The sequence below is a fragment of the Rhodococcus spelaei genome (assembly GCF_006704125.1).
GTDB classification, from domain to species: domain Bacteria; phylum Actinomycetota; class Actinomycetes; order Mycobacteriales; family Mycobacteriaceae; genus Rhodococcus_G; species Rhodococcus_G spelaei.
Genome location: NZ_VIGH01000008.1, coordinates 212,432 through 228,980, shown reverse-complemented (window position 1 = coordinate 228,980; position 16,549 = coordinate 212,432). Strand labels below are relative to the sequence as shown.

17 protein-coding genes are annotated in these 16,549 nt (G+C 69.4%); 1 reads left to right on the top strand and 16 read right to left on the bottom strand.

Annotated features, from left to right (window positions below):
- Nucleotides 1–30: 30 nt before the first annotated feature.
- The 14 genes from coaBC to FK531_RS18015 all read right to left on the bottom strand — a co-directional run bounded on the left by coaBC (nucleotide 31) and on the right by FK531_RS18015 (nucleotide 14,109).
- Complete coding sequence (gene coaBC, locus FK531_RS18080; RefSeq protein WP_142101782.1) at nucleotides 31–1,320, bottom strand: bifunctional phosphopantothenoylcysteine decarboxylase/phosphopantothenate--cysteine ligase CoaBC; 1,290 nt, start codon at nucleotides 1,318–1,320, stop codon at nucleotides 31–33.
- 132 nt (nucleotides 1,321–1,452) lie between these two features.
- On the bottom strand, nucleotides 1,453–1,755 hold the full coding sequence (gene rpoZ, locus FK531_RS18075; RefSeq protein WP_142101780.1) for a DNA-directed RNA polymerase subunit omega: 303 nt from the start codon (nucleotides 1,753–1,755) through the stop codon (nucleotides 1,453–1,455).
- A gap of 81 nt (nucleotides 1,756–1,836) precedes the next feature.
- A complete protein-coding gene (gene gmk / locus FK531_RS18070; RefSeq protein ID WP_142101988.1) occupies nucleotides 1,837–2,421 on the bottom strand; it encodes a guanylate kinase in 585 nt (194 codons plus the stop codon).
- Between the two features lie 60 nt (nucleotides 2,422–2,481).
- Complete coding sequence (gene mihF / locus FK531_RS18065) at nucleotides 2,482–2,802, bottom strand: integration host factor, actinobacterial type (RefSeq protein ID WP_142101778.1); 321 nt, start codon at nucleotides 2,800–2,802, stop codon at nucleotides 2,482–2,484.
- A 129-nt stretch (nucleotides 2,803–2,931) separates the two neighbouring features.
- Nucleotides 2,932–3,846, bottom strand: a complete 915-nt coding sequence (pyrF, locus tag FK531_RS18060) for an orotidine-5'-phosphate decarboxylase (RefSeq protein ID WP_142101776.1) — start codon at nucleotides 3,844–3,846, stop codon at nucleotides 2,932–2,934.
- A complete protein-coding gene (carB, locus tag FK531_RS18055) occupies nucleotides 3,843–7,196 on the bottom strand; it encodes a carbamoyl-phosphate synthase large subunit (RefSeq protein WP_142101773.1) in 3,354 nt (1,117 codons plus the stop codon). The genes pyrF and carB overlap by 4 nt, the downstream gene beginning before the upstream one ends.
- Entirely contained in the window at nucleotides 7,196–8,356 is a 1,161-nt protein-coding gene (gene carA, locus FK531_RS18050; protein ID WP_142101771.1) for a glutamine-hydrolyzing carbamoyl-phosphate synthase small subunit, read from the bottom strand. The genes carB and carA overlap by 1 nt, the downstream gene beginning before the upstream one ends.
- Before the next feature lie 17 nt (nucleotides 8,357–8,373).
- On the bottom strand, nucleotides 8,374–8,865 hold the full coding sequence (locus tag FK531_RS18045; RefSeq protein WP_142101769.1) for a PH-like domain-containing protein: 492 nt from the start codon (nucleotides 8,863–8,865) through the stop codon (nucleotides 8,374–8,376).
- On the bottom strand, nucleotides 8,862–10,166 hold the full coding sequence (locus tag FK531_RS18040) for a dihydroorotase (RefSeq protein WP_142101767.1): 1,305 nt from the start codon (nucleotides 10,164–10,166) through the stop codon (nucleotides 8,862–8,864). Before FK531_RS18040 ends, FK531_RS18045 begins: the two co-directional genes overlap by 4 nt.
- Complete coding sequence (locus FK531_RS18035) at nucleotides 10,163–11,110, bottom strand: aspartate carbamoyltransferase catalytic subunit (RefSeq protein ID WP_142101765.1); 948 nt, start codon at nucleotides 11,108–11,110, stop codon at nucleotides 10,163–10,165. Before FK531_RS18035 ends, FK531_RS18040 begins: the two co-directional genes overlap by 4 nt.
- Complete coding sequence (pyrR, locus tag FK531_RS18030) at nucleotides 11,107–11,715, bottom strand: bifunctional pyr operon transcriptional regulator/uracil phosphoribosyltransferase PyrR (RefSeq protein WP_142101763.1); 609 nt, start codon at nucleotides 11,713–11,715, stop codon at nucleotides 11,107–11,109. Before pyrR ends, FK531_RS18035 begins: the two co-directional genes overlap by 4 nt.
- Nucleotides 11,716–11,899: 184 nt before the next feature.
- Nucleotides 11,900–12,421 (bottom strand): transcription antitermination factor NusB, encoded by a 522-nt coding sequence (gene nusB / locus FK531_RS18025; protein ID WP_142101761.1) that lies wholly within the window; start codon nucleotides 12,419–12,421, stop codon nucleotides 11,900–11,902.
- Nucleotide 12,422: 1 nt separating this feature from the next.
- Nucleotides 12,423–12,986, bottom strand: coding sequence for an elongation factor P (gene efp / locus FK531_RS18020; protein WP_142101759.1), 564 nt, complete (start codon nucleotides 12,984–12,986; stop codon nucleotides 12,423–12,425).
- 16 nt (nucleotides 12,987–13,002) lie between these two features.
- Entirely contained in the window at nucleotides 13,003–14,109 is a 1,107-nt protein-coding gene (locus FK531_RS18015; RefSeq protein WP_142101757.1) for a M24 family metallopeptidase, read from the bottom strand.
- A gap of 89 nt (nucleotides 14,110–14,198) precedes the next feature.
- Between FK531_RS18015 and FK531_RS18010 the strand changes: the two genes are divergently transcribed.
- The gene (locus FK531_RS18010) at nucleotides 14,199–14,933 is read left to right on the top strand and encodes a B-4DMT family transporter (protein ID WP_181763013.1); all 735 of its coding nucleotides are present in this window, start codon (nucleotides 14,199–14,201) and stop codon (nucleotides 14,931–14,933) included.
- 73 nt (nucleotides 14,934–15,006) lie between these two features.
- Here FK531_RS18010 and aroQ read toward each other — a convergent pair whose 3' ends face one another.
- Both aroQ and aroB read right to left on the bottom strand, forming a co-directional pair.
- Nucleotides 15,007–15,432 carry a type II 3-dehydroquinate dehydratase gene (gene aroQ / locus FK531_RS18005; protein WP_142101756.1) on the bottom strand — a complete coding sequence of 142 codons (426 nt, stop codon included), beginning with the start codon at nucleotides 15,430–15,432 and terminating at the stop codon, nucleotides 15,007–15,009.
- Nucleotides 15,429–16,538 carry a 3-dehydroquinate synthase gene (aroB, locus tag FK531_RS18000; RefSeq protein WP_142101754.1) on the bottom strand — a complete coding sequence of 370 codons (1,110 nt, stop codon included), beginning with the start codon at nucleotides 16,536–16,538 and terminating at the stop codon, nucleotides 15,429–15,431. The genes aroQ and aroB overlap by 4 nt, the downstream gene beginning before the upstream one ends.
- Nucleotides 16,539–16,549: the final 11 nt, after the last annotated feature.

The following is a 16,549-nucleotide window of genomic DNA, read 5'->3' as shown; positions in this document are numbered from 1 at the left end:
CAATCGATATTCACATTACGAGCACCGGATTCATCCGGCACTGCTGACCCCCGACGAGCCTCCCGCGGTCAGCAGCGCCGACACCGCGTCGAGGACGCGGCTTGCCATCAGCGCCTTCGAACCGTGCGCCAAGGCGCGCTCCGAACCGTCCGCGCCGAGCAGCCAACCGTCGTTGTTGTCCACTTCGAAGGCCTTGCCCTCCCCGACGGCGTTGACCACGAGCAGGTCACAGCCCTTGCGGGTGAGCTTGGACCGGGCGTGGGTGAGCACGTCGCCGTGCGCGTCGCCGGTCTCCGCCGCGAACCCGACGATCGCCGTGGTGTTCGGCAGACCACCGTCGCGGCGGGACTGCACGAGCCCCGCCAGGATGTCGTCGTTGCGGGTCAGCGGGATCGTGTCGGGCTCGTCAGCGCCCTTCTTGATCTTGCTGGTCGCGACGGTAGCGGGCCGGAAGTCGGCGACGGCCGCGGCCATCACCACGGCTTCGGCGCCGATCGCGGCCTTGTCGACAGCCTCACGCATCTCCTGCGCGGTCCGCACCCGAATCACGGTCACGGCGGCCGGGTCGACCAGGTCGGCGGTGTACCCGGCCACCAGGGTGACCTGCGCGCCGCGCTGCGCGGCGAGCCGTGCGATCGCATAGCCCTGCTTGCCGGAACTGCGGTTGCCGAGGAACCGCACCGGGTCGAGGGGTTCGCGGGTGCCGCCCGCCGAGACCAGGATCCGGCGGCCCGCGAGATCCTGCGGCAGCGCGTCGGACCGCTCGAGGAGCAGGGTGGCGAGGCCAACGATCTCGTCGGGTTCCGGAAGCCGGCCCGCACCGGTGTCCTTGCCGGTCAACCGGCCGGACGCGGGCTCGATCACGGTGATCCCGCGCGAGCGCAGGGTGGCCACGTTCGCGACGGTGGCGGGGTGCTCCCACATCTCGGTGTGCATCGCGGGAGCGAACACGACCGGGCAGCGAGCGGTCAGCAGCGTCGCGGTCAGCAGGTCGTCGGCCCGGCCGTGCGCGGCCCGTGCCATCAGGTCCGCGGTGGCGGGTGCGACGACGACCAGGTCGGCTTCCTGACCGAGGCGGACGTGCGGCACCTGCGGGACGTCGGCGAACACACCGGTCTGCACCGGGTTGCCCGAGAGCGCCTCGAACGTCGCACGGCCGACGAACTCCAGGGCGGACTCCGTCGGGATCACGCGGACGTGGTGGCCTGCCTCGGTGAAGCTCCGGATGATCGAGCAGGCCTTGTATGCCGCAATTCCGCCGCCCACGCCGACGACGATGCGTCGGGGTGAACCGGCGGAATCCGATTCGATCTCGGTCACTGCGGGGAGCCTGCGGAACGACCCGGCACCCCAGGAGTGGAGCCTGCGGAACGACCCGGCACCCCAGGAGTGGAGCCTGCGGAACGACCCGGCACCCCAGGAGTGGAGCCTGCGGAACGACCCGTCACGCAGTCACTCGCCTTCGGTGTGCTCGAGCAGGTCGGAGTGGATCTCGCGCAGGGCGATGGAGAGCGGCTTCTCCTGCAGGCCCGGCTCGACCAGCGGTCCGACGTACTCGAGGATGCCGTCACCGAGCTGGTTGTAGTAGTCGTTGATCTGCCGCGCGCGCTTGGCCGAGTAGATCACCAGGGCGTACTTCGAGGAGGTGCGCGCGAGCAGCTCGTCGATCGGGGGGTTGGTGATGCCCAGCGGGGTGTCGTAGGCCGGCACGCCGTGGCGATCGGCTTCGGACGTGACTGTCTGAGTGGCGCTCACTGGCGAATCTCCTGAAGTTCGATGTACTGCTAAGACCGATGTGCTGCTAAGTCACTGTGCCTTGGGACCGACACTGTGCTGCTACTGCGGACTACCGACTAGCAAGGATACCAACTCTTCGCACGCACGGTCGACGTCGACGTTCACGACGACCGTGTCGAACTCGTCCTTGGCTGCCAGTTCCACCTTGGCGGTCTCGAGTCGGCGGGCGACGACCTCTTCGGATTCGGTCCCGCGACCGGTGAGCCGGGAGACCAGTTCCTCCCAGCTCGGCGGGGCCAGGAACACCAGGATCGCCTCGGGCATCGCCTCCCGGACGGCGCGTGCGCCGGCCAGGTCGACCTCCACGAGCACGGGGTGTCCGGCTTCCAGGGCGGCCTGCACCGGGGCGGCCGGGGTTCCCGACCGTTGCAGCCCGCCGTGGATCTCCGCCCATTCGAGCAGTTCACCGGCGTCGATCATCCGCTGGAACTCGGTCCGCGACACGAACTGGTAGTCCTTGCCGTCGACCTCGCCCGGGCGGGGGTCTCTCGTCGTTGCAGACACGCTGAAGACCAAGTCCGGGAGCCGTTCGTGGAGCTTGCGCACCACGCTCGACTTGCCCACGGCGGAGGGGCCGGCCAAAACTACGAGCCGGCCCCTCCGCGCTGTGCTGTCCCCGGCCACGTGCGCCGGGGTGGTCTTGCTGTCTGACACGTTGTTTGCGTCAGCCACCACGTTCTTTGCTCAGGCCTCGAAATCGAACCTGGTGAGCAGGGCCTTGCGCTGGCGGTCGCCGAGGCCGCGCAGGCGGCGGGTCGGAGCGATCTCCAGTTCGGTCATGATCTCCTGCGCCTTGACCTTGCCCACCTTGGGCAGGGCTTCGAGCAGGGCGGACACCTTCATCTTGCCGAGGATCTCGTCCTCTTCGGCATCCTTGAGGACCTGCTTCAGGTCGGTGCCGCCGCGCTTGAGGCGCTCCTTGAGCTCAGCCCGGGCCTTACGGGCGGCAGCCGCCTTCTCCAAAGCAGCAGCGCGCTGCTCATCGGTCAACTGGGGAAGGGCCACGGTTCCTCCGTCTCGTCGTGTGCAAAATAGGTCTTCATCCACTGGATAACCAGCAGCGATAGCGACCGTACTCACGCTGAGCGCCGATTGCTAACCCACCCCCTGGCGTGCCGCCGGAATTCCGGTCGGCTATGCGAGTCCGGCCTCGACCTCGTCCCGGACCCGCTCGGCTGCCTCGCGGAGCGCCGAGACGGACGGCCCGTGCCGAAGAATGTCACGAGAAGTGTTGGGCAACAACAGCTCTCGTGAATCCGCGAAGATCTCCGCCAAATCCGCCACCGTGGCGCCCTGGGCGCCCAGCCCCGGCGCCAGGATCGGGCCGGAAAACTCCGACAAATCCAATCCGTGTCCGCGTGTCGCACCGATCACCAGGCCGGCAGTGTCCCGTCCGTCACGGTTCTGCGCGATTGCCGCGTCGACGATCGACTGGGCCACCGACGCACCCCGAGGGGTCGACTGGGCCACCGATGCCGTCTGGTCTGCGGAAACCCCGCCGGGTGATCCGGGCGAGAGCCGCGCACCCTGCAGCTCGCCGCCCTCCGGGTTGGAGGTGCGGGCGAGCACGAACAGGCCGCGACCGGTCTCGGTGGCCAGCGTGACGGCCGGTTCGAGCGCACCGAAGCCCAGGTACGGCGAGACCGTCACCGCGTCGGAGGCGAGCGGTGAGCCGTCACCGAGCCACGCCTGCGAGTACGCCGCCATGGTCGAGCCGATGTCGCCGCGCTTGGCGTCCGCGACCACCAGCGTGCCCGCGTCCCTGACCACCGAGATTGTCCGCTCGAGCACCGCGTACCCGGCGGCGCCGTACGCCTCGAAGAAGGCCACCTGAGGCTTCACCAGCGCCACGTCACCGACGAAGGCCTCCACGCAGATCTCCGCGAACGCCTCGACGCCCTCGGCGGACTCCGGGAGCCCCCACGCCCTCAGCAGGGAGGGGTGGGGGTCGATGCCGACACACAGCCGGCCCCGTGCCGCGATCGCCGACCGCAGCCGGTGGCCCCAGCTGGGACTGTGACCCTGGACCGCACCGCGGTCGTGGCTCACCGGCCGACCGGCTCGCGCAGCGTCGCGTGCAGGTCCTGCAGCGACCGCACGCCGATGTCGCCGCGGATGACCGCCTCGATGCCCTGCACAGCGGCCGAGGCGCCCTGCACGGTGGTCACGCACGGGATGTTCGCCGACACGGCCGCACTGCGGATCTCGTAGCCGTCCACGCGCGGTCCGGAGTTGCCGTACGGGGTGTTGATCACCATCGCGACCTCGCCCGCCCGGATCTGGTCGACGATGGTCCGGGCGCCCTCGGGCACGTCCTCACCGGACTGCTTGTAGACCTGCTCGCAGGAGATGCCGTTGCGCCGCAACACGTCCGCGGTGCCCTCGGTGGCGAGCACGGTGAAGCCGAGGTCGGCGAGCCGCTTGACCGGGAAGATCAGCGCCCGCTTGTCCTTGTTGGCCACCGAGACGAACACCGCACCGCTGGTCGGCAGCGAGCCGTACGCGGCGGTCTGGCTCTTGGCGAACGCGGTCCCGAAGTCCGCGTCGATGCCCATGACCTCACCGGTGGACTTCATCTCCGGGCTGAGCAGCGTGTCGACGCCGGTACCGTCGGCGCGGCGGAACCGGTTGAACGGGAGCACCGCCTCCTTCACCGCGATCGGCGCGCCCGCCGGGGTGGTGCCGCCGTCGCCGACGGCAGGCAGGACCCCGCTCGCGCGCAGGTCGGCGATGGACTCGCCGAGCATCACCCGGGCACACGCCTTCGCCAGCTGCACGGCGGTCGCCTTGGACACGAACGGCACCGTCCGGGACGCACGCGGGTTGGCCTCGAGGACGTAGAGGATGTCGTCCTTGAGCGCGTACTGCACGTTGAGCAGGCCCTTGACGCCGATACCCTTGGCCAGCGCCTCGGTGGAGCGGCGCACGTTCTCCAGGTCCGCCTTGCCGAGGGTGATCGGCGGCAGCGCGCAGGCCGAGTCACCGGAGTGGATGCCGGCTTCCTCGATGTGCTCCATCACGCCGCCGAGGTACACCTCGGTGCCGTCGCAGAGGGCGTCGACGTCGATCTCGACGGCGTCCTCCAGGAACCGGTCCACCAGCACGGGGCGGTCGTCGGAGATCTCGGTGGCACGAGAGATGTAGTCCTGCAACGACTTCTCGTCGTAGACGATCTCCATGCCGCGCCCACCGAGCACGTACGACGGTCGCACCAGCACCGGGTAGCCGATGCCCGACGCGATCTCACGGGCACCGTCGAAGGTGGTGGCGGTACCGAACTTCGGCGCGGGCAGCCCGGCCTCGGTGAGCACCCGACCGAACTCGCCGCGGTCCTCGGCCAGGTCGATGGCCTCCGGGCTGGTGCCCACGATCGGCACACCGGCCGCCTTGAGACGCTTCGCCAAGCCGAGCGGCGTCTGGCCACCGAGCTGGACGATGACGCCCGCGACGGTGCCGGACGCCGACTCCGCCCGGTAGACCTCGAGGACGTCCTCGAAGGTCAGCGGCTCGAAGTACAGCCGGTCTGCGGTGTCGTAGTCCGTCGAGACGGTCTCCGGGTTGCAGTTGACCATGACGGTCTCGTAGCCGGCCTCGGACAGCGTCAGCGCAGCGTGCACACACGAGTAGTCGAACTCGATGCCCTGACCGATGCGGTTCGGGCCCGAGCCCAGGATCAGGACCTTCGGCCGCTCCGTCTGCGGGGTGACCTCGGACTCGGCGTTCGGGTCCAGCTCGTAGGTCGAGTAGTGGTACGGGGTCTTCGCCTCGAACTCCGCGGCGCAGGTGTCGACGGTCTTGTAGACCGGGCGGATCTTCAGCGCGCTGCGGAGTGTGCGGACCGCGTCCTCACCCTCCTGGCTGTCCCCGCCGAGTCCCGGCCGCAGCGCCGCGATCTGGCGGTCGGACAGGCCGTGGTACTTGGCCTGGCGCAGCGTTGCCTCGTCGAGGATCTCGGCCGCGCGGATCTGCTCCCCCAGCTCGTGGATCTGCTGGAACTGGTCGAGGAACCACGGGTCGATCTTGGTGGCGTCGAACAGCTGCTCGACGGTGGCGCCGAGGGCGAAGGCCTTCTCGATGCCGTACATCCGGCCGTCCTGCGGCACGCTCAGGTCGGCGAGCAGCGCGTCCAGGCTGTCCGCCTCGACCTCGGCACCCGTCCACCAGCCGGCGCGCTTGGTCTCGAGCGAACGCATCACCTTGCCGAAGGCCTCGGTGAAGTTGCGGCCGATGCTCATCGCCTCGCCGACCGACTTCATCGTCGTGGTCAGCGTGCCGTCCGCACCCGGGAACTTCTCGAACGCGAACCGCGGCGCCTTCACCACGACGTAGTCGAGGGTCGGCTCGAAGCAGGCCGGGGTCTCGCCGGTGATGTCGTTGATGATCTCGTCGAGCGTGTAGCCGATCGCCAGCTTGGCGGCCATCTTCGCGATCGGGTAACCGGTCGCCTTCGACGCCAGCGCCGACGAGCGCGAGACCCGCGGGTTCATCTCGATGACGACGAGGCGGCCGTCGGTCGGGTCCATCGCGAACTGGATGTTGCAGCCGCCGGTGTCGACGCCGACCTCACGCAGGATGTCGATGGAGAGGTCGCGCATCTTCTGGTACTCGCGGTCGGTCAGCGTCATGGCCGGGGCCACGGTGACCGAGTCGCCGGTGTGCACGCCGACCGGGTCGACGTTCTCGATCGAGCAGATGATCACGACGTTGTCGCGACCGTCGCGCATCAGCTCGAGCTCGTACTCCTTCCAACCGAGGATGGACTCCTCGATCAGCACGTTCGCGGTCGGGGACGCGGCCAGGCCGCCACCGGCGATGCGCTCGAGGTCGGCCTCGTCGTAGGCCATGCCGGAACCGAGGCCACCCATGGTGAACGACGGGCGGACGACGACCGGGTAACCGAGGTCGGCGACGGTCGCCTTGACCTCGTCCATCGTGTAGCAGACGGCCGAACGAGCGGACTCGCCGCCGACCTTGGCGACGATGTCCTTGAACTTCTGCCGGTCCTCGCCGCGCTGGATGGCGTCGAAGTCGGCGCCGATCAGCTCGACGTCGTACTTGGTCAGGATGCCCTGCTCGTGCAGCGCGACCGCGGTGTTCAGGGCGGTCTGCCCACCGAGGGTGGCGAGCACGGCGTCGATCTTGTGGCCCTGCGCCGCCTCGCGGGCAATGACCTTCTCGACGAACTCGGCGGTGATCGGCTCGACGTAGGTGGCGTCGGCGAACTCCGGATCGGTCATGATCGTGGCCGGGTTGGAGTTGACCAGGCTCACGCGCAGGCCCTCCTCGCGCAGCACGCGACACGCCTGGGTGCCCGAGTAGTCGAACTCGCAGGCCTGGCCGATGACGATCGGTCCGGAACCGATCACCAGGATGTGCTTGAGATCTGTGCGACGTGGCATTACTTCTTGACTCCCTCGAGCAGGCTGGTGAAGCGGTCGAACAGGTACGCGGCGTCGTGCGGGCCGGCGGCGGCCTCCGGGTGGTACTGCACCGAGAAGGCCGAGTTGTCGAGCAGGCGGACGCCCTCGACGGCGCCGTCGTTGGCGCAGGTGTGGCTGATCACGGCCCGGCCGAACGGCGTGTCGAACTCCTGACCGGCCTCGCCCTCGAGCGCGAACCCGTGGTTCTGCGCGGTGATCGCGATCCGGCCGGTGCCGTGCTCGATCACCGGGATGTTGATGCCGCGGTGACCGAACTTCATCTTGTAGGTCTCCAGGCCGAGCGCGCGGCCGAGGATCTGGTTGCCGAAGCAGATGCCGAACAGCGGCAGGCCCTGGCCGAGCACCTCCTTGGTCAGGTGCACCGCGCCGTCGGCGGTCGCCGGGTCGCCGGGACCGTTGGACAGGAACACCCCGTCCGCGCCGAGGTCGAGGATCTGCTCGAGGCTGGCGTTCGAGGGCAGCACGTGCACCCGGATGCCGCGCTGCGCGAACATCCGCGGCGTGTTCGTCTTGATACCGAGGTCGATGGCCGCGACGGTGAACCGCGCTTCGCCGCCGACCGGCTCGATGACATAGCCGCTGTCGGTGCTCACCTCGCGTGCGAGGTCGGCACCGAGCATGGACGGCTGCTCCTTGACGGCCTGCAGCATCGCGGCGTCGTCGGTCAGCGCGGGACCGGAGAAGACGCCCGCGCGCATCGAACCGCGCGTACGCAGGTGCCGGACCAGCGCGCGGGTGTCGATGCCGGCGATGCCGACGACGCCCTGGCGCACCAACTCATCCTGCAGCGACCCGGTAGCGCGCCAGCTGGAGGTCCGTCGTGCAGGGTCGCGGACCACGTAGCCGGCCACCCAGATCTTGTTGGAGTCGCCGGATGCCTGGCGGCCCGCGCTGAGCGCCTCGCCGTCCTCGCTGTTCCAGCCTGTGTTGCCGATCTGCGGCGCGGTCGCGACCACGATCTGGCGGTGGTAGCTGGGGTCGGTCAGCGTCTCCTGGTAGCCGGTCATGCCGGTGCTGAAGACCGCCTCGCCGAGGGTCTGGCCGACGGCGCCGAAGCTGGTGCCACGGAAGATCCGGCCGTCCTCGAGCACCAGGGCGGCCGCTTCGGTACCGGTCACTGATTGAAAGCCGTTGCTCACGCGTTCTCTCCGTTCACCCACATTGGGTACACACTCTTGTCGTCTCCACGGAATCCGGTGTCGATCTCCGTCCCGGTGGGCAATTCCCACCGGATCACCAGGACTCCGTCCTTGCTCATGACCTTGCCCGCGAGGCCGCGTTCGGTGCGGATCGCGCGGATCGACTCCTGCGGGATCCAGATCGCCGAGGCGCCGTCCCGTTCGAGCAGCACCCCTCGCTCGTAGCGGCTCAGGTCGCCGGTGGCGCGGAAGCCGATGTCGCCGACCGCGATCCGGTCCTGCCAACTCGGCGCCAACGTGCTGCCGACGTACAGCCCGGAACTGGGCTCGATCAGCTGCTTGCCGAGTTCGGTCGGGACCGACGGCAGTTCGCCGACCGCGCCCTGCTGGCGGCGGGCGCGACCCTTCCAGCCCCAGTACATCAGTCCGACGAACAGCGCCCAGAACGCGACGAAGCCGAGCGTCAGCAGGATCCGGTCGGTACTCATGCCTGCACCTTCCCGTCCCGGACGGTGACCCGACCGCGCAACAGGGTGGTGGTCACCCGCGCACCGAAGGTCATCGCCTCGTACGGGGTGTTGTTCGCGACGGACGCCAGATCCGGCCCGTGCACGGTCCATTCCCGGTCGGGATCGACCAGTGTCAGGTTCGCCGGCTCTCCCACCGCGATCGGTCGGCCCTGGTCGGGCAGCCCGACGATCTCGGCGGGCCGTTCGCTCATCACCTTCGCGACGCCCCGCCAGTCCAGCAGACCGGTCTCGACCATCGTCCGCGCGATGATCGCCAGCGAGGTCTCCAGGCCGAGCATGCCGGGGCGGGCCTGCGAGAACTCGCAGCACTTGTCCTGTTCGGCGTGCGGGGCATGGTCGGTGGCCACGCAGTCCACGACGCCGTCGGCGAGGGCCTGCCGCAGCGCGGCGACGTCGGAGGCCTCCCGCAGCGGCGGGTTGACCCGGTTGACGCCGTCGTAGGTCTCGAGCCGCGAGTCGTCGAGCAGCAGGTGGTGCGGCGTGACCTCGGCGGTGATCGAAATGCCCTGTCCGCGAGCCCACTTCAGCAGCTCGACGGTGCCGGCAGTGGACGCGTGGCAGATGTGCACGCGGGCGCCGGCATCCCGGGCCAGCAGCGCGTCACGGGCGACGATCGACTCCTCGGCCGCGCGCGGCCAGCCGCCGAGTCCCAGCCGGGCAGCGGTCGGACCCTCGTGCGCCACGGCGCCGACGGTCAGTCGCGGCTCCTCCGCATGCTGGGCGATCAGGACGCCGAGCGCGCTGGAGTACTCGAGCGCGCGCCGCATGATCAGCGGGTCGTAGACGCAGTGGCCGTCGTCGGAGAACATCCTGACCTTGCCGACACCGGCGGCCATGGTCGCCATCTCGGCGAGCTGCTTGCCCTCGAGGCCGACCGTGACCGCGCCGACGGGGTGCACGTCGACCAGGCCGACCTCCTGCCCGCGCCGCCACACGTGGTCGGTGACGACCACCGAGTCGGCGACCGGGCTGGTGTTGGCCATCGCGAACACGGCGGTGAACCCGCCGAGCGCGGCCGCAGCCGAACCGGTCTCGATGGTCTCGGTGTCCTCGCGGCCGGGCTCGCGCAGGTGGGTGTGCATGTCCACGAAACCGGGCAGCAGCACCTGGTCGCCGCCGTCGATCACGTCGGCACCCTCCGGGGCCGTCAGGCCGGCGCCGATCTCACGGATCTCACCGTCGGAGATCAGCACGTCCTGCGGCTCACCCTCGCCGTAGATGCGGGCACCGCGGATCAGCACGGCATTCGTCTCACTCACAGCGCCGCCGCCTCCTCGGTACCGACCAACAATCCGAACAACACCGCCATACGGACGTGAACTCCATTCGTAACCTGTTGCAACACTGCAGTTTTCGGTGAATCTGCGACTGCGGACGCGATCTCCATGCCGCGCAGCATCGGGCCGGGATGCAGGACCACTGCATGCTCGGGCAGCAACGCAAGCCGGCGCTCGGACAGTCCGTAGGTGATCGAGTACTCACGCGGCGACGGGAAGAACCCGCCGTTCATGCGCTCGGCCTGCACCCGCAGCATCAGCACCGCATCGGCGCCGGGCAGTTCCGCGTCCAGCGAGTGCGAGACGGTGACCGGCCAGGTGGACACCCCCACCGGCAGCAGCGTCGGCGGCGCGACCAGCACCACCTCCGCACCCAGCATCGAGAGCAGGAAGGCGTTCGAGCGAGCCACCCGGCTGTGCAGGATGTCACCGACGATGGCAATCCGCTTGCCCTCGATGCCGCCGAGGCGCTGACGCAGGGTCAGCGCGTCCAGCAGCGCCTGGGTCGGGTGCTCGTGGGTGCCGTCGCCGGCGTTGATCACTGCCGGCCCCCCGCCGTTGCCGTCGCCGGTCCACTCCGCGATCCGGTGCGCGGCACCGGAAGCCGGGTGCCGCACGATCAGCGCGTCGGCGCCGGCGGCGTGCAGGGTCAGCGCGGTGTCGCGCAGCGACTCGCCCTTGGAGACCGAGGAACTCGACGCACTGACGTTGATCACGTCCGCGCTCATCCACTTGCCGGCCACCTCGAACGAGACGCGGGTGCGGGTGGAGTTCTCGAAGAAGACAGTCATCACCGTGCGACCGCGCAGGGTCGGCAGTTTGCGGACCTCACGGCCGAGCAGCGCCTGCTGGAACCGCTCCGCCTCGTCGAGCAGTCCGGTGGCGGTCTCCTTGGTGAGATCCGAGACCGAGAGCAGATGCTTCACTTGTCCACCACTCCACTACCGAGAGTCACGCTGTCGATTCCGTCGTGTTCGACCAGCAGCACCTTGACGTCCTCGGACCTCGCGGTCGGGACGTTCTTGCCGACGTAGTCCGCGCGCAGCGGCAACTCGCGGTGGCCGCGGTCGACCAGCACGGCGAGCTGAACGGCCTTCGGCCTGCCGAGGTCGCGCAGGGCGTCGAGGGCGCTGCGCACGGTGCGTCCGGAGAACAACACGTCGTCGACGAGGACGACCAGCGCGTTGTCGACGCCGCCGTCGGGCACCGAGGTGCGCTCGAGCGGACGGTGCGGCTTGGTCCGCAGGTCGTCGCGGTAGAGGGTGATGTCGAGCGAGCCGGTCGGCGGGCGAACCCCCGAGAACTCCTCGATCTTGCTCGCCAGCCGGGTGGCGAGGGTGGTGCCGCGGGTCGGGATTCCGATCAACACCACGCGGGGCGGATCGGTCTCGGCGTCGAGCGCGGTCTTCTCGATGACCTGGTGCGCGATGCGCGCGATCGTCCGACCGACGTCGGCAGCAGAGAGCAGCTCCCTGGTGACAGGGTGATCCTGGGCCGACGACTCGGCGGAGGATGGCTCGGGCGTGAGCAAGCTGGACCTCCTTCTCCGCCTCTCGGGACGGGTCGTTAAAGGATGTCTGACGTCCCCGAGCCTATCAGCGTGGCCGCCCGTGACCGGCAACGGTTCGGGGTGTGCTCAGCCACACTCGCCGCCCCCGGAACGACGAACGCCACGGACCGGCAATCAGTCCGTGGCGTCCGTTCACGCCATGAGGTCAGGCGTCGTCGTGACCGTCTGCGGCGCCCGGCGCCGGCTCGGCCGACTCGGGGCGCTGGGAGGTCGCTGCGGCCGCGGCCCGCACCTGCGGGGCGACCAGCACGACCTGTCCGAGTACGCCGTTGACGAACCCCGGCGAGTCGTCGGTCGACAGCTCCTTCGCGAGCTCGACGGCCTCGTCCACCGCGACCACCGGCGGCACGTCCGTGGCATGGAACAACTCCCACACCGCAATGCGCAGGATCGCCCGGTCCACGGCGGGCAGCCGGTCCAGGGTCCAGTCCTGCAGGTGGTCGGCGATGACCCGGTCGAGCCGGTCCAGGTTCTCCGCGACCCCGGTCACCACCGTGACGGTGTACGGGCTGACCGGCGCGACGGCGTCGTCCTTGGTTGCGAGCTCGGTTCGCTCGGTCGCCAGGTCCACCGGATCCAGGTCGCGGGCCTCCGCCTCGAAGAGGAAGTCGACCGCGCGCTTACGGGCCTTGTGCCGGGCCCCGAACTTCTTGTGACTACCGGACACGCTACGAGTTCACGCGGCCCAGGTAGTTGCCGTCACGGGAGTCGATCTTGAGCTTGTCGCCGGTGTTGATGAACAGCGGGACCTGCACCTCGGCGCCGGTCTCGAGGGTGGCGGGCTTGGTGCCGCCGGTCGAACGGTCGCCCTGCAGACCCGGGTCGGTGTGCTGCACGACCAGCTCGACGGTGACGGGCAGCTCGACGAACAGCGGCGCGTCCTCGTGGGTGGCGACCTGCACGGCCATGTTCTCGAGCAGGAAACGCGCGCCGTCGCCGACGGTCTCCTGGCTGATGGAGATCTGGTCGTAGGTGTCGCCGTCCATGAAGACGTAGTCGCTACCGTCGTGGTAGAGGTAGGTCATGTCGCGGCGGTCGACGGTTGCGGTCTCGACCTTGACGCCGGCGTTGAAAGTCTTGTCCACGTTCTTGCCGGAGAGCACGTTCTTGAGCTTGGTGCGCACGAAGGCGGGGCCCTTGCCCGGCTTGACGTGCTGGAACTCGATGATCTGCCAGAGCTGGCCCTCGATCTTCAGCACGAGCCCGTTCTTGAAATCACTGGTGTCAGCCACTTACTTCGCGTCTCCTTCAGACGATTGCGAGATCCTTGCTGGTGAGGGTGAGGAGCTCCGGCTCCTGCTCGCGAACCACGAGAGTGTCCTCGATCCTGACGCCTCCGCGCCCGGAGAAATACACACCCGGCTCGACAGTTACAGCCGCACCGGCTAGCAGTGTACCGGTGCCGAGCTTGCCGATTCCCGGTGCTTCGTGGATTTCCAGGCCGACGCCGTGCCCGAGACCGTGCACGAACAGCTCGCCGTAGCCCGCGTCCTCGATCACCGACCGGGCCGCGGCGTCCACCGAGGCGACCTCCACGCCGGGCGCCAGCGCCGCCCGGCCCGCCGCCTGCGCCCGGGCCACGAGGTCGTAGACGTCGCGTTGCCAGTCCGCCGCCGAGCCGAGGACGTAGGTACGGGTCATGTCCGAGTGATAGCCCTCGACCGTCGCGCCGAAGTCGAGTTTGACGAAGTCGCCGGCCGCCAGCACCGCGTCGGTCGGGCGGTGGTGCGGGACCGCCGAGTTCGCGCCCGTCGCGACGATCGTCTCGAAGGAGATGCCGTCCGCGCCGTGCTCGAGCATCAGGAACTCCAGTTCCCGTCCGACCTCACGTTCGGTGCGCCCGGGCCGCAGCCCCCCACGCTCGACGAGGACGGCCAACGCCAGGTCGGCGGACGCGCAGGCCCGACGCAGCAGGGACACCTCGTGCTCGTCCTTGACCATCCGCAGTCGTTCGACGCAGCCAGGGGTGCGGACGAAGTCGAGGTCCGGTGCGACCGACTGCCAGCCGGACAGTGCGTCGACGGTCACGACGTGACTCTCGAAGCCGACTCGGATGCCCGGGTCCGCGGTCAGCATGCGGACCAATGCCGGAGCGCTCGACCGGTCGATGAGCGCGCGCAGGTCCGGCACCTGTTCGCCGACCTGGATCACGTACCGACCGTCCGTGCAGATCACCGTGCGGTCCTCGGCGCCCTCCGCGTCGCGGGCGTCGACGACGAGCGCCGCGTTCGAGCCGGTGAAACCGGTCAGGTATCTGATGTTGAGCAGGTCGGTCACCAGGAGCGCGTCGACACCGCGCTCGGCAAGCACTGCTCTCAGCGCGGCGCGGCGGGACCCGTGATCGGCGGTGGGCATCGTCCCAACCTACTGCCCCCGCGACAGTGACGCTGCCCACGATGTGGGTTAGACCACAGCCCAGTTCAGGCGGTAGCTACGCTGTCCGCATGAACTCGTGGCTTCTTCGTGGTCTCGGTATGGCATTCGTGCACGTGGTGACGCGTGTACTGCTCGGCATAGCCGTCACCGAATGGCCCCTGCACGGCTCGACACTGCGGTGGTTGGGCGTGGCGGTGGTGATCCTCGCGGCACTGATCTGGGCGGGACTCGACGGCATCCGGGACGCGCGTGCGCATCCCGGTGAGGAAGAGGAGGGCGCGGACCTGACGATGCGGTGGCTCAAGGCCGCCGTGGTCGCCGGTCTGCTCGCCGGCGCGGTCTCCTGGCTCATCGGCGCCGTCTCCGACATCGCCCTGGGTGAGAACTCCCTCTTCTTCGAACTGTCCTCCGGTGCGGCGTTCACCGTGCTGCTGGTCTTCGTGCCGGCGATGGCCGCGGTCACGGTGGGCCGGCTCATCGTGCGCCGTGACGCTAAGAAGGCCCCGAAGTCCGCCGCTCCGGTGGCCGTGGGCGCCGGGGTCGGCGCCGCGGGCGCAGCGGTCGGGGACACGTCGGCGTGGTCGCACGAGAGCGAGGACGAGAGCCCGTACGGCTTCGCGGAGGGTCCGTACAGCGACGAGGGCGCCGGGTACGCGGACGGCGACTACTCCGAGCCTCAGCACGACCAGGCACAGCACGAAGCGGGACACTACGACGAGAACGCACCCACCGAGGTGTTCGAGGCGGTCCGCCCCCACACCGAGGACCAGACCGGAACCCAGGGCTCGCACCGAGCCGAGTAACGGGCGCTTCGCGCCTGTGAGTCCTTCTGGCCCTCTGACGGACCGGAAGGACTCACAGGCGGCGCAGCCGCTTTTACCGCTCGGCGAAGTACCGCAGGGCGAGCGGGTAGCCGGCCACACCGAGGCCCGCGATCACGGCGGTCGCGATGCCGCTCAGGTACGAATGGTGCCGGAACTCTTCGCGCGCATGCACATTCGAGATGTGTAGCTCGATCAGCCCGGCGTCGAGCTCCTTGCAGGCGTCGCGCAGCGCGATCGAGGTGTGCGTCAGGGCGCCGGCGTTGAGGATCACCGGTTCCTTCGCGTCGGCCGCGGCGTGGATCCAGCCGATCAGTTCGCCCTCGAGGTCGCTCTGCCGGACCTGCACCTCGACGCCCAGCTCGGCGGCAGCGCGCTCACACAGCACGACAAGGTCGGCGTAGGTGGTCGAGCCGTACACCTCGGGCTGGCGCTTGCCCAGACGGCCGAGGTTCGGACCGTTGATCACCTGGATCTTCACAGCAGCACCGTCCCCTTGTTGCCGTCGTTCTCGCGGGCTACGGCCGAGTATGCCGCCGCCAGCAGTGTCGGGTCCGGACCCTCGAGCCGACCCGGCTTGGCGAGCCCGTCGAGCACCACGAACCGCAGCATGCCTGCCCGGTTCTTCTTGTCGGTCTGCATGCCCTTGACCAGGTCGGCGAACGCATCGGCGTCGTAGCTCGTCGGCAGTCCGACGCTGGCCAGGATCGCGCGGTGCCGGTCGGCGGTCGCGTCGTCGAGGCGTCCGGCCAGTCGGCCCAGTTCGGCCGCGAACACCAGGCCGACGGACACGGCCGCGCCGTGCCGCCAGCGGTACTTCTCCCGGCGCTCGATCGCGTGGCCGAGAGTGTGGCCGTAGTTGAGGATCTCGCGCAGGTTCGACTCCTTGAGGTCGGCGGCCACCACCTTCGCCTTGACCTCCACCGAGCGGCGGATCAGTTCGGGCAGCACCTCGCCGGTCGGATCGAGTGCGGCCTCGGGGTCGCGCTCGATCAGTTCGAGGATCACCGGGTCCGCGATGAAGCCGGTCTTGATGACCTCGGCCATGCCCGCGACGATCTCGTTACGCGGCACCGTCTCCAGGGTCGCCAGGTCGACGAGCACCGCGGACGGCTCGTGGAACGAGCCGACCAGGTTCTTGCCCGCGTCGGTGTTGATGCCGGTCTTCCCGCCGACCGCCGCGTCGACCATCGCCAGCAGCGTGGTGGGCACGTGCACGATCCGCACGCCGCGCATCCAGGTCGCCGCCACGAAGCCAGCCAGGTCGGTGGCGGCGCCGCCGCCCAGGCTGACCACGGCGTCGCTGCGGGTCAGGCCGATCCGGCCGAGCACCTCCCAGCAGAAGCCCGCGACCGCGAGATCCTTGCCGTCCTCGGCGTCGGGGATCTCGATGCGGTGCGCGTCGATGCCCTTCGCGGCGAGCGCGGCACGCACGGCCTCCGCGGTCTGCGCCAGCGGCGGCTGGTGGAAGATCGCCACCGTGCGGGTGCCGATCAGCTCGTCCACGAGCTCGCCGAGCAGCCCGCGCCCGATGATCACCGGGTAGGGGCTGGCGGTCTGCACCTCGACGCGTACGGGTTCGGTCACAGTCTGCTTCT

What these genes read in the sequence shown, in the direction of transcription:
- carB (WP_142101773.1), bottom strand. Translation starts at nt 7,196, where the DNA reads ATGCCACGTCGCACAGATCTCAAGCACATCCTGGTGATCGGTTCCGGA.
- FK531_RS18010 (WP_181763013.1), top strand. Translation starts at nt 14,199, where the DNA reads ATGAACTCGTGGCTTCTTCGTGGTCTCGGTATGGCATTCGTGCACGTG.
- FK531_RS18045 (WP_142101769.1), bottom strand. Translation starts at nt 8,865, where the DNA reads ATGAGTACCGACCGGATCCTGCTGACGCTCGGCTTCGTCGCGTTCTGG.
- FK531_RS18015 (WP_142101757.1), bottom strand. Translation starts at nt 14,109, where the DNA reads ATGCCCACCGCCGATCACGGGTCCCGCCGCGCCGCGCTGAGAGCAGTG.